This window comes from Clostridium sp. HBUAS56010 (assembly GCF_007115105.1).
Classification (GTDB): Bacteria; Bacillota; Clostridia; order Lachnospirales; family Lachnospiraceae; genus Lacrimispora.
Genome location: NZ_SULJ01000010.1, coordinates 61,102 through 76,685, shown reverse-complemented (window position 1 = coordinate 76,685; position 15,584 = coordinate 61,102). Strand labels below are relative to the sequence as shown.

Annotated in this window: 13 protein-coding genes; all 13 read left to right on the top strand. The window is 43.6% G+C overall.

The genetic code is table 11. The annotated features are described in order from the left end of the window. Positions 1-102: 102 nt before the first annotated feature. Positions 103-1,446, top strand: coding sequence for an extracellular solute-binding protein (locus FAY33_RS14730; RefSeq protein WP_143321994.1), 1,344 nt, complete (start codon positions 103-105; stop codon positions 1,444-1,446). A gap of 75 nt (positions 1,447-1,521) precedes the next feature. Continuing rightward, on the top strand, positions 1,522-2,439 hold the full coding sequence (locus FAY33_RS14725; protein WP_143321993.1) for a sugar ABC transporter permease: 918 nt from the start codon (positions 1,522-1,524) through the stop codon (positions 2,437-2,439). A gap of 12 nt (positions 2,440-2,451) precedes the next feature. Continuing rightward, the gene (locus FAY33_RS14720; protein WP_143321992.1) at positions 2,452-3,291 is read left to right on the top strand and encodes a carbohydrate ABC transporter permease; all 840 of its coding nucleotides are present in this window, start codon (positions 2,452-2,454) and stop codon (positions 3,289-3,291) included. Positions 3,292-3,762: 471 nt separating this feature from the next. Next, complete coding sequence (locus FAY33_RS14715) at positions 3,763-4,689, top strand: LysR family transcriptional regulator (protein ID WP_207706029.1); 927 nt, start codon at positions 3,763-3,765, stop codon at positions 4,687-4,689. A gap of 82 nt (positions 4,690-4,771) precedes the next feature. Continuing rightward, positions 4,772-6,409 carry a nickel ABC transporter substrate-binding protein gene (nikA, locus tag FAY33_RS14710; protein ID WP_143321990.1) on the top strand — a complete coding sequence of 546 codons (1,638 nt, stop codon included), beginning with the start codon at positions 4,772-4,774 and terminating at the stop codon, positions 6,407-6,409. A gap of 136 nt (positions 6,410-6,545) precedes the next feature. Then, a complete protein-coding gene (gene opp1B, locus FAY33_RS14705; protein ID WP_143321989.1) occupies positions 6,546-7,487 on the top strand; it encodes a nickel/cobalt ABC transporter permease in 942 nt (313 codons plus the stop codon). Between the two features lies 1 nt (position 7,488). Next, positions 7,489-8,313: a nickel/cobalt ABC transporter permease gene (gene opp1C, locus FAY33_RS14700; protein WP_143321988.1), complete on the top strand. Its 825-nt coding sequence runs from the start codon at positions 7,489-7,491 to the stop codon at positions 8,311-8,313. After that, a complete protein-coding gene (locus tag FAY33_RS14695) occupies positions 8,313-9,143 on the top strand; it encodes an ABC transporter ATP-binding protein (RefSeq protein WP_143321987.1) in 831 nt (276 codons plus the stop codon). Before opp1C ends, FAY33_RS14695 begins: the two co-directional genes overlap by 1 nt. Further along, the gene (locus FAY33_RS14690) at positions 9,140-9,955 is read left to right on the top strand and encodes an ABC transporter ATP-binding protein (protein WP_143321986.1); all 816 of its coding nucleotides are present in this window, start codon (positions 9,140-9,142) and stop codon (positions 9,953-9,955) included. Before FAY33_RS14695 ends, FAY33_RS14690 begins: the two co-directional genes overlap by 4 nt. A 2-nt stretch (positions 9,956-9,957) precedes the next feature. After that, positions 9,958-10,905 carry a M14 family metallopeptidase gene (locus FAY33_RS14685; protein ID WP_143321985.1) on the top strand — a complete coding sequence of 316 codons (948 nt, stop codon included), beginning with the start codon at positions 9,958-9,960 and terminating at the stop codon, positions 10,903-10,905. 186 nt (positions 10,906-11,091) lie between these two features. After that, positions 11,092-13,296 carry a DNA topoisomerase III gene (locus tag FAY33_RS14680; RefSeq protein WP_143321984.1) on the top strand — a complete coding sequence of 735 codons (2,205 nt, stop codon included), beginning with the start codon at positions 11,092-11,094 and terminating at the stop codon, positions 13,294-13,296. Positions 13,297-13,449: 153 nt separating this feature from the next. Continuing rightward, positions 13,450-14,424, top strand: a complete 975-nt coding sequence (locus FAY33_RS14675; RefSeq protein ID WP_143321983.1) for a LacI family DNA-binding transcriptional regulator — start codon at positions 13,450-13,452, stop codon at positions 14,422-14,424. A 49-nt stretch (positions 14,425-14,473) separates the two neighbouring features. Next, complete coding sequence (locus FAY33_RS14670; protein ID WP_143321982.1) at positions 14,474-15,571, top strand: phosphate/phosphite/phosphonate ABC transporter substrate-binding protein; 1,098 nt, start codon at positions 14,474-14,476, stop codon at positions 15,569-15,571. Positions 15,572-15,584: the final 13 nt, after the last annotated feature.

Here is a 15,584-nt window from a genome sequence, read left to right as displayed (position 1 = left end):
CTTTTTGATACCTAAGTGTAGTTGGAAACCCTTGTTCAAAATAGGGAACATGGCTTAAAATAAAGTAATCAACCAATGATTGAGTGAGAAAGGGAGAGGGAGATGAAACAGACAAAAAAAATCATGGCAGCTTTGCTGGCAGGGGTAATGGTTTTTGGAGCACTTACAGGTTGTTCCAGTGGGGGAACAAAAACACCGGATAAAGGTCAGTCTTCAGATGCAAAGACAGACAATGGAGGGAAAGTAACCCTTCGCTTTATGTGGTGGGGCGGCGATACGAGAAATGAAGCTACATTAGCAGTGATCGACCAGTATATGAAAGATCATCCCAACGTGGTGATTGAGGCAGAGATGAACAGTGCGGATGGATACATTGACAAGACTTCTACCATGCTTGCCAATGGAACAGCACCTGATATCATGCAGCAGAATGTAGATGCTATGCCGGATTATGTTTCCAGAGGAGATTTCTTTGTTAATATTCTTGACTATCCGGAGGTTTTTGATACCAGCGGATTTGATCAGGACTTTATTGCAAACTTTGGTACCTGGGATGGCAAGCTCCTGGCACTTCCTACCGGAATTTCCTGTCTGGCAACTGTTGCAGATAAAAAGGCAGCAGAGGTTACCAAGGTGGATTTGACAAAACCTCTTACCTGGGATTCCATTTTAGAAGAAGGAACCAGAGTTCATAAGGAAAACCCGGATTATTATCTTTTTAATGTAGATACAAAACTGATGTGTGAATATGTTCTTCGTCCTTACTTAAGACAGATGACAGGAAAGTCCTTTATTATTGACGAGGAAAAGAAGATGAGCTTTACAAAAGAACAGCTTGTGGAAGTCCTTACTTATATCAAGGACTGTTATGATTCCGGCGTATTCCAGCCAGCCAGTGAAAGTGCCACCTTTAAGGAAGCGACCCAGACCAATCCAAAATGGATTGATGGAAAGTTCGTATTTGGATTTGCACCTTCCTCTGGAATCAACCTTTTAACAGAAGCAAACACCCAGGGTGATTTTACGGTAGTTCAGATGCCCATGATGGAGAAACGGGTTAATGACGGCTACTTTGCTGATACTCCTCAGTATTTGACCGTAAATAAGAATTCAAAGCATGTAAATGAAGCACTGGATTTCTTAAATTATTTCTATAATAACGAAAAAGCAGCAGAGACATTAAAAGATGTCCGTTCCATTCCTCCGGTTGCTTCCAGCCGGAAGGTATGCGCAGATAAAGGCTTATTAAGCGAAGCAGTGGTAAATGCCGTTGACCTTGCCATGGACTTAAATGGAAAGAGCGACAAAGGACTGACCACCAGCAGTGAAGTATATGCCATTCAGGAAGATATGATTGAAAGCATTGTATACGGACAGAGCAGTCCGGAGGAAGCAGCAGACAATGCCATTGACTTAATTGAAGATTATTTAAGCGTGCTGCAATAAGGATAAGGGGATGGGCAGCCTTACCAGAAGGGAAGGGCTGCCTGTTGTCCGCTTTTACGAGAGGAGGATATACCTGTGGCAAAAACAGCAGCAGTCGTAAAGAAAAAGGCAAATCATGGCGGATGGACCAAACGAAATAAAATTGGATTTTCATATGTGTGTATCTGGATTGCCGGATTTTTAATTTTTCAGCTTTATCCGTTTGTCAGTTCCTTTTTCTATTCATTTACCAACTATGATTTATTTCATGCACCCCAGTTTGTTGGAATCTCTAATTATGTAAGGCTGATTACAAAGGATAAAGAGTTTTGGAATTCCGTGTCAGTAACATTAGTATATACCTTTGTGACCGTACCGGGCAAAGTGGTTCTTGCTCTGGTCATCGCACTGATTTTAAACCGGGATATTAAGGGAATAAACCTTACCCGTACCATTTACTACATTCCGTCTCTGTTAAGCGGCAGTGTGGCAGTGTCCATTTTATGGAAGGTTCTGTTCATGAGTGACGGATTCATCAACAGCATTTTAAATGTTCTTCATCTCCCCTCCGTCCAGTGGCTGGGTGATCCCGATACCGCAATTATAACCATCTGCCTGTTAGAGATCTGGCAGTTCGGCTCTTCCATGGTATTATTCTTATCTGCGTTAAAGCAGGTACCTCAGTCTTTATATGAGGCAGCAAGAATTGACGGGGCCTCCAGGTTTCGGATATTCTTTAAGATTACTTTGCCAATGATTACATCCATTGCATTCTTTAACATCATCATGCAGCTTATTACAGCCCTTCAGAACTTTACCTCTGCTTTCGTTATCACCGGAGGCGGTCCAAACAAGGCGACGTATGTACTGGGAATGAAGCTGTATACCGACGCATTCAAGTTCTATAAAATGGGATACGCCTGTGCCACATCCTGGATGATGTTTGCCCTGATCATGGTTATGACTGTGATTTTGTTTGCCACATCAAAAAAATGGGTTTATTACGATAACTAAGAGGAGGAAACCATGACGAAAAAACGGCTCAATCTCATATGGATCTACATCGGATTATTTTTGGTAGGGATCATTATGCTGTTTCCTGTTGTGTGGCTGTTCCTGGCCTGCTTTAAGACAAACAGCGAAATCTTCGGAGGTCTGAATTTTCTTCCGGAAAGCTGGAGTCTGGATGCTTTTATCAAAGGCTGGAAGACTTCGGGAACCTTTACCTACACCACCTACTTTTTAAATACTTTTAAACTGGTTATGCCCACCACTCTGCTGACCCTTGCCTCCTGTTCCATCGTGGCTTATGGCTTTGCCAGGTTTGATTTTCCGGGAAATAAACAGTTGTTTATGGTTTTATTATCTACTTTGATGCTTCCCAACGCCATTATCATCATTCCACGTTATGCCTTATTTAATAAACTTGGCTGGCTGGATTCTTATCTGACCTTTTTTGCACCGGCGGCACTAGGCTGTTATCCGTTTTTCATCTTCATGATGGTACAGTTTTTCAGAGGATTGCCAAGAGATCTTGATGAATCGGCTCATATGGATGGATGCGGACCATTCCAGTGTTTCTGGCAGATTCTTTTGCCACTGTTAAAACCGGCATTGTTTTCAGCAGGTTTGTTCCAGTTTTTATGGACCTGGAATGATTTCTTTAATACTAACATTTACATCAATACCGTTGCAAAGTATCCTCTGTCCCTGGCACTTCGTATGAGTCTGGATTTAGAGTCCAGTGTTCAGTGGAACAGCGTCATGGCAATGGCTCTTGTTTCTGTGATTCCTCTGATTCTGCTCTTCTTTGCAGCACAGAGATATTTTGTGGAAGGAATTGCAACAACAGGCTTAAAAGGATAATAACGGGTAAATGAGAAATGATTTCAACAGGAATCCTTGATTTTTAGTTTGTCCTGTGCTAATATATAGTCAGTTAGTTGATACTAACTACGTGTGAATATTCTATACATCAGACTAACCCTCTGAGATTCTCCTTCATTGACCCGTGAAGGATCATGACTCCTACAAAAAAGCCGCTCCTGTAACCGCATGACAGGATCGGCTTTTTTGCCGTTAGATGATAATTCTTTTCTCTATAAATCCTTGATTTTTTTCTTTGGCTGTGTTACTATATTAACAGTTAGTTTTAGCTAACTGCGTGTGAATATTCTAATCAGACTAATCCTCTGATCGCATCCTTCATTTGACCCATGAGGGATCATGACTCCTGCGAAAGAGCCGCTCCTGTAACCGCATGACAGGATCGGCTTTTTTTGCATGATTCTTATACGATATAAGGACCAATACTGCAATGAGAAAGGGGAACTCCAGTTGGAAATCAAACAGTTAGAATACTTTGTGGCAACAGCTGACCATGGAAGTTTAAATAAGGCAGCAGAACAGTTATACACCTCCCAGCCTAATGTGAGCAAGGTGATTGCAAATCTGGAAAAGGAACTGGGAGTACAGTTATTTGAACGAAACAGCCGGGGAATGAAGATTACGGAGCAGGGGAATCTTCTGTATGGCTATGCACGTTCTATTTTGAAAAATTCCAATATGATTCAGGCTCTTGTTCAGAAGCAGACCGGCAATCATTTTTGTGTATCTGGCTATCAGAGCAGCATATTAACCAGACTGATGGCGGAAATTTATAATAAATACCAGGACAGAGAGATTCAGTTTGGATATCGGGAAGGGACGGTGGAAGAAATAACAGACGATGTGACAGAACATGTATCAGAGATTGGAATTGTTTATCTGGCACATGCCCAGCTTCCATGTTTTCGCCATATCATGTGGCATAAGAAATTGGAATACCATCCCCTTGATGATAGAGGAATCTGTATTTATATGGGAGAGAGCCACCCTTGGTATGATAGAGAGTATCTGGAGTTTGACGAGTTAAAACAATTGAAGTTTGTAGAGGGGACCGAAGATTTCTTTGCCATGGAGCATCATATTGAACGGATCAATGTGGGGGTTTTGGACACAGAGCATTTAAATAATGCAGTGTGCACCAACAGTGACTACATGATTCAAAGTATGTTAAAGCATACAGATGTATGTTGTATGGGTATTGATTTCGTTTCACAGGAGTATGCAGCTCAGGGCATAAAGGCATTAAAAGTGAAAGACTGTGACCGGTTTTTGACCTTTGGATATGTGAAGCAGAAGAAAAAAGAGCTTTCCCCGGAAGCCAGTTATTATATCAGTGAATTGAAGAAACGATTAACAGAGTATAACAAATCGTTATAGCCAAGCCTCCATGTTTTGATATTGGTAAGTTGTAACTAACTATGATATAGTAGATAGCGTGATAAAATCAGGAGGTACGATTATGAAGAAAAAGTTATTATATACCTGCCTTGCAGGTCTTTTGAGTGCGGCTGTATTAGCCGGATGTTCCAAACCAGCAGACGGAACAAAGGGGGCATCAGAAGGAACGGTTCAGGCAGGGGAAAGCCAGGCGGCCGGTTCCAAAGAGGCCGTAAAGGAAGAACTAGTATTTGTTAATTACCGGGATATCAGAGATTTAAACCCACACCTGTATGCTGGAGAAATGTATGCCCAGGAGATGCTTTATGAGACTCTGGTCACAATTACAGAAGATGGGTATGCCCCATGTCTGGCTGAGAGCTGGACCATTAGCGATGATGGAAAGATTTATACCTTTAAGATCCGGAAAGGTGTCACGTTCTCGGATGGAGAGGTCTGTGATGCGAATGCGATCAAGGCAAACTTTGATGCGATTTTAGAGAATAAAGACCGCCATACCTGGCTTGAGATGATGAATCTTTTAGTAGGAGTTTCCGCACCCGACGATGAAACCTTTGTCATCGAGTTATCAAAACCTTATTATCCTATGCTGACAGAACTTGGAGTGACCAGACCATTTGCCATGATTTCTCCAAAGGCAATGAAAGATGGAAGCACCAAGGATGGGGTGAGTGAATACATAGGAACCGGGCAGTATATTTTAAAAGAGTCTGTAACCGATGAATATGCAGTTTTTGAAGCAAATGAGAATTACTGGGGAGAAAAACCGAAGGTAAAGAAGATTACGGTAAAGGTTATTCCGGACAACCAGACCAGAATTCTCGCTCTTGAAAAGGGAGAGATTGATTTGATTTTCGGCAAAAACATGATTGATGCCGATGCAGTGAATAAATACAAGGAAAGCAGTGATTTTGGTGTTGCATTATCAAATCCGACTTCTACAAGACAGATTGTATTAAATACCACCAATGAGATCTTAAAGGATACGGCTGTCCGTCAGGCACTCCAGCATGCCACCAACCGTCAGGCGATTTCAGACGGTGTATTTTATGGTCTGGAGGCGCCAGCAGATACTCTGTTTGCAACCTCTGTTCCATATAGCAACATCGGTTTAAAAGCCTATGAATTTGATACTGCAAAAGCAGAGGAGATTCTGGAAAAAGCCGGCTGGGTAAAGAACAGCAGCGGTGTTCGTGAAAAAGACGGAAAAGAGATGAAACTTTCTCTTTTATACAACAGTGACAGTGTAACGGAAAAGACCATTGCAGAGTATCTCCAGTCAGAATATGGTAAGCTGGGGATTGGACTGGAGATCAAAGGGGAAGAAGAACAATCTTACCGGGATAACATGAAGGCAGGACATTTTGATATGGTATTTAATATCTGCTGGGGAACCCCTTATGACCCACAGTCCTCCCTGTCAGCCATGAGACAGCCGGTATATGGAGACTATGCGGCACAGCAGGGCTTGCCGGATAAAGCAGAGATTGATGAGGCAATTACAGAGATTCTGGTTTCCACCGATGAGGAGAAGCGTCAGGAGCTTTACAGTTTTGTACTTACCAGACTTCATGAAGATGCTGTATATATTCCCTTGACTTATGAATGCAATAAAGCCATCTATACATTAAAGTTAAAGGAAGTCGGGTTTACCCAGACCCAGTATGAAGTTCCTTTTGGACAGATGTATTTCGAGTAATGACAAAAGAGGAAAGACTTTTGCCGAAATCCTAAGGGAAAGCAGCAGAGGGGGAACCAGAGGCTGGTTCGCCCTCTTTTCTCATATGAATTTAAAGGGAAAAGTTCTTTGCTCCGCTTATTTTGGAGGAAGTAAGATGAAATCTTATATTGTAAAACGAACGCTCTCAGCCATTCCGCTGCTGCTGCTGATTTCGTTTTTGTGTTTTGTATTTATCAATCTCATTCCGTCAGATCCGGCAGAGGTGGCATTGAGAGTGCGCCAGACTCCTGTTATCACCCAGGAGGCAATTGAGCAGGTTCGGGAAGAGATGGGATTAAATGCTCCCTACTTAATCCGGTATGTCCGGTGGGTAGCAGACTGTCTGCGGCTGGATTTTGGAGTAAGCTATACCAATCCCTCAAGAACCGTATTAGGAGAGATTACACGGTGCCTGCCGGCAACCTTTGCTCTTTCCATGGCATCTCTGGTATTTGTTATTATATTAAGCCTTCCTATTGGCTTTTTGTGTGCAGTATATAAAGACAGCCTGTTTGACCGGGTGGTGAGGGGAATTGTATTTATGACAACCGCCATGCCCGCCTACTGGATCGGTCTGTTACTGATCTGGCTGGTGAGCATTAAGTGGGATCTTCTTCCCACCAGCGGAAGCGGCAGTGTAAAGCACCTGATTCTGCCGGCATTTACCGTATCTTTAACCTACATATCCACCTATATCCGCCTGATCCGCAACAACATGCTGGAAAATATGAAAGAGGATTATGTGCTTTATGCCAATGCAAGAGGGTTAAAACAGCGGACCATACTGGTGAAGCACATCTTAAAAAACTCTCTGCATACCTGTATTGTAGCAATCGGAATGAGTGTCCCCCAGCTTATGGCAGGTACTATTGTAGTGGAAAATGTATTTGCATGGCCAGGACTTGGAAAGCTTTGCATTACTTCCATATTTAATCGTGATTATCCTGTGATCCAGACGTATGTACTTTTAATTGGTACATTATTTGTGGTATTTAATTTGCTGTTTGATATCATTCAGTGTATTGCAGATCCCAGACTTCGAAGGGAGGTATCTTGATATGTGGAAACGGCTGTTTAAAAATAAGATGGCTGTGGTCATGATGAGCCTGATTGTTCTTGTGGCGGTTTTAGGCATATTTGCGCCGGTATTTGCCCCCAATGATCCTTATGAAAACGATATTTTAAATAAATTTGCAGGTTTCAGTCTGAAATATCCTCTTGGCACGGACCAGTTAGGCAGATGTATTCTATCCAGAATGATCTATGGAATTCGTCCGACCCTGTTTTTATCCCTTGTTACCATGGCAGGCACCATTGGTCTTGGCTGTATCATGGGACTTTTGGCTGGGTATTTCCGGGGACCTGTGGATGAAATTATTATGCGTGCCGTTGATGTGATGATGTCATTTCCCAGCCAGATCATGGTCTTTGCAGTGGTAGCGCTTCTGGGCATTGATGTGAGAAATGTAATTCTTGCCAATGTTCTGATTAAATGGGCATGGTATGCCCGCATGATCCGGACCAATGTAATGAAATACCGGGACAAGAATTTCATTTTGTTCTCCCGTTGTATCGGCAGCGGCGAACGGTTTATCATGGTACGTCATTTACTTCCCAGTGTTGCGGCGGAGATGGCAGTGCTTGCAACTCTGGATATTGGCTGGGCAATCTTAAATATCTCTACCCTTTCTTTCCTGGGACTTGGGGTACAGGCTCCGACTCCCGAATGGGGAGCCATGCTGAATGAAGCAAAGAACGTGATGACCACCAATCCGGTGCAGATGATTGCACCTGGTATTGCCATTGTAGTGCTTGTGGCTGCATTTAACCTTTTGGGTGATGCGTTAAGAGATGCCCTTGATCCAAAGGAGGTACAGGATTAATGGAACCAGTTTTAAAAGTAAAAGGATTACAGGTGGAACACCACCGGAAAAAGAAGGTGACACCCATTGTTCATGGCATTGATTTTGAGGTTATGCCTGGAGAGTGTCTTGGGATTCTGGGAGAAAGCGGAAGCGGGAAGAGTATGAGCTTAAAAGGGGTAATGGGACTTCTTGGTACGGATTTTCAGACAAAAGGTGAAGCGGTTTTTCAGGGAGAAAATCTGATAGGCAAGTCAAAAGAACAGCTTCGCCGGATCAGAGGCGGAAAGATTGGGATGATTCTTCAAAATCCTATGACCTGTTTTGATCCTCTTACCCGCATTGATGAACAGCTTGGGGAGACATACCGGGAACATCAGGGGCTGAAAAAGGGGGAGATTCTGAAAAAATCCTTAGAAATGCTAGAGTCCATGAAGATTCATTCTCCGGCAGAGGTTTTAAAAAAGTATCCACATCAGTTAAGCGGAGGAATGCTTCAAAGAATTATGATTGGTCTTGCCATGTCCATGGAACCAGATCTTTTGATTGCTGATGAGCCGACAACAGCCATTGATGCCATTACCCAGTATGAGATTATGAAGGAATTTGTGAGGATTAAAAGGGAGTTTCGGACTGCCATGATTTTTATCAGCCATGACCTGGGGGTAATATCAGCCATCTCGGATCAGGTTTTAGTGTTGAATCAGGGAAAGGCGGCAGATCAAGGAACCTTTGAACAGATTTATGAGAATCCCAAGGATTCCTATACCCGGTTACTGGTGGATAAGAAAAAGGCAGTTATGAAGAAATACCATGAAGCTATTCATGGAAAGGAGGAGGTTCTTGTATGATCCGGGCAGAGCATATTGACGTGAGTTTTAAGAAGGAGAATCAGGCAACCATCTTTGGAACAGAACGGCAGCAGATTCTACACGATGTGTCCTTTCATGTGAAGAAAGGGGAGTGCCTGGGAATTCTGGGAGAAAGCGGCAGTGGGAAAAGCACGCTTGGCCGTGTGTTGTGCGGGCTTTTAAAGCCGGATCGGGGAACCGTTTATCTGGAAGGAGAACAACATTTTAAAGGAAGAAAAGGTAAGAAAAAGGCTGTCATCAGCGTGGTGTTTCAAGATTACACAACATCTGCCAATCCAAGATTTACTGTGCGGGGGCTAATTGGAGAAGGGCTTCGTGCAAGGGAAAGACGGGAAGGAATCCGCCTTGACCGGGAAAACGAGACCGATGATCTTCTTAGCCTGGTAGGGCTTTTACCTGAATACAAGGAGCGGCTTCCTCATGAACTGAGCGGAGGACAGTTGCAGCGTGTCTGCATTGCCCGTGCTCTGGCGGTAAATCCGTCGGTGATTCTTTTTGACGAAGCGATCAGTTCCCTGGACGCTCATACCCAGGTGCAGATCATGGATTTATTAAAAGAAGTCCAGAAACAAAAAGAACTGACTTATCTGTTCATCACCCATGATCTGACCTCTGTCACTTATCTTTGCAGCCATGTTTTGTTTCTATATAAAGGAAAGGTTGCGGAGATACAACATGTAAAAACAATCGGAGAGATAACCCATCCCTATGCCAGAAAACTTCTGCATGCTATTTTTGATGTGGAATCCATGGGGCAGGGAGAACCTCTGGCAATCCAAGAAGGAGAGTAATCATGTTTCAGATCGGAACACACCAGTTAAAAAAAGGAACAAAGCTTCATGCAATGCTTCCGGTATATAACCATTCATTGGAACTGCCCTTTTGTGCCATCTGCGGAGAACAAAAAGGTCCTGTGGCAGTCGTATCCGCAGGGATTCATGGTGCAGAATACATCGGAATTCAGACGGCTATGGAACTGTCCAGAGAGATAGAACCTTCAAGGATAAACGGAACCCTGATTTTTCTTCTGGCAGCCAATCCGCAGGCAGTTCATAGCTTTACCCGCCTTTTTGTACCAGAAGACGGTAAAAATCTAAATCGGATGTTTCCAGGAAAAAAGGAAGGGACCCTGTCAGAAAAAATTGCGTATACCATTGAGAAAGAGCTGCACAGTCAGGCAGATTATTACATTGATTTACATGCAGGAGATACCCATGAACAGGTAATGCCTTTTGTTTACTATGCCGGAACAGCAAAAGAACAGGTCTGTGAAATCTCCAGGAAGATGGCAGAAGCTACGAAAATGCCAGTTCGGGTGAGGTCGTCTGCTACAACTGGCTCCTATAACTATGCCGCTATTCAAGGGGTACCGTCCATTTTGATGGAACGGGGCGGAGGCGGAGTGTATTCCCAGGAAGAGGTTACAAGTTATAAAAAAGAGGTCAGTAATGTCCTGATTCATTTAGGGGTGTTAGAGGGAGAGGAAGATAAAGCGGAGATTCCCCAGTCCCAGATAGTCACAGCCACCTATGTGGACTGCCAACATCAAGGTTTCTGGTATTATAAGAAAAGACCAGGTGATTGCTTTAAAAAAGGAGAATTGCTGGGAATTGTTACAGACGTGTGGGGAAATAAGTTACAGGAGTGCCATGGGGAATATGATGGGATTGTTCTTTATGAGACTGTTGCCATGGGCGTAAATGCCGGCGACTCCCTGATTGCATATGGCATGAGAGAGTAGAGGAAAAATAAAAAGAGACGGTTGATGACAGAATCTCCGTCTCTTTTGCTGTTAGAGACAGAGGTCAAATGTGTCTGGTTCCCGTTTGTATCTGCCCTTTGAAAAGGATTGTGGGTTAAAAGGATCTGTGATACTATGTGTAAAGAAACAATCGCTAAAAAGCATTATTTATCATGGAGGAAACAGATGAAATCTTTAATTATAGCAGAAAAACCTTCTGTAGCCAGAGACATTGCCCGGGTGCTTCACTGCACCGGAAAACAAAATGGTGTAATCGAAGGTCCTCAATATGCAGTTACCTGGGGGCTGGGGCATCTGGTCACACTGGCAGACCCGGAAGATTACGATGTAAGATATAAAGAATGGAAGATGGAAGACCTTCCCATGATGCCAGACCAGTTTAAATTAGAAGTTATCAAACAGACTGGTAAGCAGTACCGGGTGGTGAAATCCCAGATTCACCGGAGTGATATCGGTGAGATTATTATCGCAACCGATGCCGGACGGGAAGGAGAGCTGGTTGCAAGGCTGATCTTAGAAAAAGCAGGGAATAAAAAGCCTATCAAACGTCTTTGGATTTCTTCTGTTACGGATAAAGCAATAAAAGAAGGATTTGCACGCTTAAAGGACGGGCATGAGTATGACCATTTATACGATGCCGCCATGTGTCGTGCGGAAGCCGACTGGCTGGTGGGAATCAATGCCACCCGCGCACTTACCTGCAAATATAATGCCCAGTTAAGCTGCGGAAGGGTACAGACGCCTACCTTGGCGATCATTGCCGCCAGAGAAGAGGAGATCAGACGTTTTGTGCCAAAACCATACTACGGTATTACTGCAAATTGCCCGGAACCATCTCTTAATTTTACCTGGAGAGATGAGAAATCAAAAAGTTACCGGACTTTTGACCGGGAGCGTGCAGAAGCCATTCTCTCAAAACTGAAAGCAGCAAAAGAAGGGGTCATTACAGAAGTAAAAAGTGTGCCCAAGAAGACCTATTCTCCCCAGCTTTATGATCTGACAGAGCTGCAGCGGGAAGCAAACCGGCGGTTTAACTATTCCGCCAAGGAAACCTTGAATATTATGCAGAGACTTTATGAAAATCATAAAGTACTCACATATCCCAGAACCGATTCCAGATATTTAAGTTCGGATATTGTCCCCTCTATCAAAGAAAGACTGGAGGCATGCAGCATCGGACCGTACCGGAAACTGGCAGGAAGGCTGGTCCGACAGAACATACAGGCAAAGCCCTCTTTTGTGGATGACAAAAAAGTTACTGACCATCACGCCATCATACCCACAGAACAGTTTGTACAATTAGACCATATGACGGTTGATGAGAGAAAGATATATGATCTGGTTGTCCGACGGTTCCTTGCAGTTCTTTATCCACCGTTTGAGTACCAACAGACCGAACTGACTGTGGATTTAGGCGGAGAAATTCTGGCGGCACGTGGAAAAGCTGTAACCTCCATAGGCTGGAAAGAAGTTTATGAAAACCAGGCAGAAGAGGATGAAGAGCAGGAATTAAGGGAACAGAACCTGCCTCTTTTAAAAAAGGGAGACCGGATTGCCAATCTTTCTGTTTCCATAACAGAAGGAAAGACCAAGCCCCCGGCACCGTTTAATGAAGCTACATTACTCTCTGCCATGGAAAATCCCGTTTCCTATATGGAAACCAAAGACAGGGATATGGCAAGGACCTTAGGAGAGACGGGAGGTCTTGGAACCGTAGCCACCAGAGCAGATATCATTGAGAAATTATTCTCCAGCTTTTTACTGGAGAAAAAAGGAAAAGATATTTTTGTTACATCTAAGGCAAAACAGCTTCTTCAGCTGGTTCCTGAAGATTTAAAGAAACCCGAACTTACGGCTGACTGGGAGATGAAGCTTTCTGAAATTGCAGCGGGCAAGAGAAAACGGGGTGCTTTCATGAAGGACATCAGAACCTACTCCAGCGAGCTGATCCGTCAGATCCGGGCAGGGGAAGGCAGTTTTACCCATGATAATTTAACCAATAAAAAATGCCCGGACTGTGGAAAACGTATGCTTTCTGTCAAGGGGAAAAACAGTGAGATGTTAGTATGCCAGGACCGGGAATGCGGACACCGAGAGGTTTTATCAAGAACCAGCAACGCCAGATGCCCTGTCTGCCATAAAAAGCTGGAGCTTCATGGAAAAGGGGATGCCCAGATCTTTGTATGCCGGTGCGGCTACAAAGAGAAACTGTCAAACTTCAAGGAGCGCAGAGCAAAAGAGGGTGCAGGAGTATCCAAAAAAGATGTGGCAAAATATTTGAATCAGCAGAATAAAGAAGCAAAGGAGCCAATCAATTCTCCATTTGCTGCTGCATTTGCAAAGCTTCAAATTGACAAAAAGGATTCATAAAAGAAGCAAATACCGGGAAGAATGGACTCGTTCTTCCTGGTATTTCCTTTTTATCATATAAGACAGGTAAAACTTTAGTAAAATTTTACTTTGCTTATTGACGGTACATGCGTGTACAATTATAATGAAAACTGAAAGGTGAGGATATAGGTTATGGCTACAATTAAAGAGATTTCACAGCTTGCGGGTGTTTCCATCACAACCGTGTCACGGGTATTGAATCAGGATGACACAATTGTGGTAAGTCCGGAAGTAAGAAAGAGGATATTCAAGATTGCCCACGAGTTGAAATATGTCCCACCCAGGAGGCGTCATACGCAAAAGAAAAAAGAGATTGTCATAGGAGTGGCTGACTGGCACATTATCCGAAAAGACAGAACCAACATCAGGCTTTCTTCCCTGGACTTCATTGTACAGTCCATGTCGGCAAGAAGTGATGTCCGGTTTGAGCGTCTGGACAAGGGAGAGCCGTCCCAGTACGACGGAATCATAGCGTTTGGTGTGTTTACAGAGGATGAGATGGAATTTCTGCGGATGCAGAGCTATGCCATTGTATTCATTAATTCAGATCCAAAGGATTATGAATACGACAGTATTGTAATGGATTTTAATAAGGGAATTCAGGAGATGCTGTCTTATCTTGTGGACCAGAAGAAGTACCGCAGCGTCGGCTATATCGGCGGTCTTTACGAAGAAGGTCAGGTAAAGATCGGATACCGGAGACTGGAAGGGATCCGGACTGCTTTCTCTCAGAGAGAACTTTATGAAGAGAAATATTTCTTTGTGGGAGAGATCTCAAAGGAGAGCGGTTATGAGCAGGCGAAGATGGCAGTAGCGACCGGCTGTCTGCCGGAGGCAGTACTTTTAGGAAGTGAGGAAGTGGCAGAAGGTGCCATGGAAGCCTTTTTGGATGCAGGTCTGCGGATTCCCAAAGATGTGGCAGTTGTCATCTATAAGGACATTGAGACGCTGGAATCCAGATGGCCCACTTACACCAAAGTCCGCATGTTTCCCGATATTGTCTGGCAGACTGCCATCAAGCTTCTGTTAGAGCAGATCAGGGAAGGCAGAAGAGACAACATGACGATTTATCTTCCAACCAAACTGGAAATCGGTGACAGTGCGTAAGGAACCATGAACATGAGAACCGAGGAATCACACGAAAAAGGAGAGCAGTATGAAAAAAACAGTTTCTGTATTAATGGCAGCAGCACTCTGTGCAGCAATGATCAGCGGTTGTTCCGGCAGCAAACAGACAGACGCAACAACAGCAGCAACCCAAGCAGGTGCACAAAGCACAGCAGCAGGAGAGAACAAATCTGCAGAAAACAAAAAGATTGAAAAACTTAATGTATACTTTGTACCTTCCAGAGAACCTCAGGAGATCGTAACTGCAACAGAACCATTAAAGGACATGCTTAAGAAAGAACTTGCAACAGAAGGTTATGACATCGGTGAAGTAGTGATCACTGTTGGAACCAGCTATGAAGCAGTTGGAGAAGCACTTTCCGCAGGAACAGCAGATGTTGGTATGATTCCTGGAGGAACATACGTTCTCTATGATGACGGTGCAGATGTAATTCTTACAGCCACCAGAGATGGTTTAAGTAAGAACTCTGATACTGCAAAAGACTGGAATGATGGAAAAGCAACCGATCCTACAGAAGATCAGGCAACTTCCTACCGTGCCCTCATTGTTGCAGGACCTTCCGAAAAAGGACAGGAACTGGCTGCAAAGATCAATAACGGTGAAGAACTGACTTTTGATGATTTAGACGGCGCAAACTGGAGCGTGATGTCATCTTCTTCTCCAGCCGGATATATCTACCCATCTTTATGGGTTCAGGATAATTTTGAGAAGAATATTTTAAATCTGTCCCACGTGGTTCAGTCTGATTCTTACGGAAGTGCATTTGCAAGACTTGCTTCCGGTCAGGTAGATGTTCTTTGTACCTATGCAGATGCCCGCAGAGATTATGTGGATAAATGGAATTCCGAGTACGGAAGAAGTGGATCTATCTGGGAAGAGACCAGTGTAATCGGTGTGACTCCTCCAATCTTTAATGATACAGTAAGCGTGAGCAAGACTTCCAAAATCATGGATGACGATTTCAAAAAAGCCATTCAGAATGCGTTTATCAATATTGGCAACACCGAAGAAGGCCAGGCAGTCATCGCAATCTACAGCCATAAAGGTTATCAGATTGCCGACAGTGCTGATTATGATAATGAAAGAAAAGCACAGCAGATGATTAAGGAATTAAATGCGAAATAAATAATACAGGCTG

Coding starts and splice junctions, on each gene's coding strand:
- FAY33_RS14730 (WP_143321994.1), top strand. CDS start 103: ATGAAACAGACAAAAAAAATCATGGCAGCTTTGCTGGCAGGGGTAATG.
- FAY33_RS14720 (WP_143321992.1), top strand. CDS start 2,452: ATGACGAAAAAACGGCTCAATCTCATATGGATCTACATCGGATTATTT.
- nikA (WP_143321990.1), top strand. CDS start 4,772: ATGAAGAAAAAGTTATTATATACCTGCCTTGCAGGTCTTTTGAGTGCG.
- opp1B (WP_143321989.1), top strand. CDS start 6,546: ATGAAATCTTATATTGTAAAACGAACGCTCTCAGCCATTCCGCTGCTG.
- opp1C (WP_143321988.1), top strand. CDS start 7,489: ATGTGGAAACGGCTGTTTAAAAATAAGATGGCTGTGGTCATGATGAGC.
- FAY33_RS14695 (WP_143321987.1), top strand. CDS start 8,313: ATGGAACCAGTTTTAAAAGTAAAAGGATTACAGGTGGAACACCACCGG.
- FAY33_RS14690 (WP_143321986.1), top strand. CDS start 9,140: ATGATCCGGGCAGAGCATATTGACGTGAGTTTTAAGAAGGAGAATCAG.
- FAY33_RS14685 (WP_143321985.1), top strand. CDS start 9,958: ATGTTTCAGATCGGAACACACCAGTTAAAAAAAGGAACAAAGCTTCAT.
- FAY33_RS14680 (WP_143321984.1), top strand. CDS start 11,092: ATGAAATCTTTAATTATAGCAGAAAAACCTTCTGTAGCCAGAGACATT.
- FAY33_RS14675 (WP_143321983.1), top strand. CDS start 13,450: ATGGCTACAATTAAAGAGATTTCACAGCTTGCGGGTGTTTCCATCACA.
- FAY33_RS14670 (WP_143321982.1), top strand. CDS start 14,474: ATGAAAAAAACAGTTTCTGTATTAATGGCAGCAGCACTCTGTGCAGCA.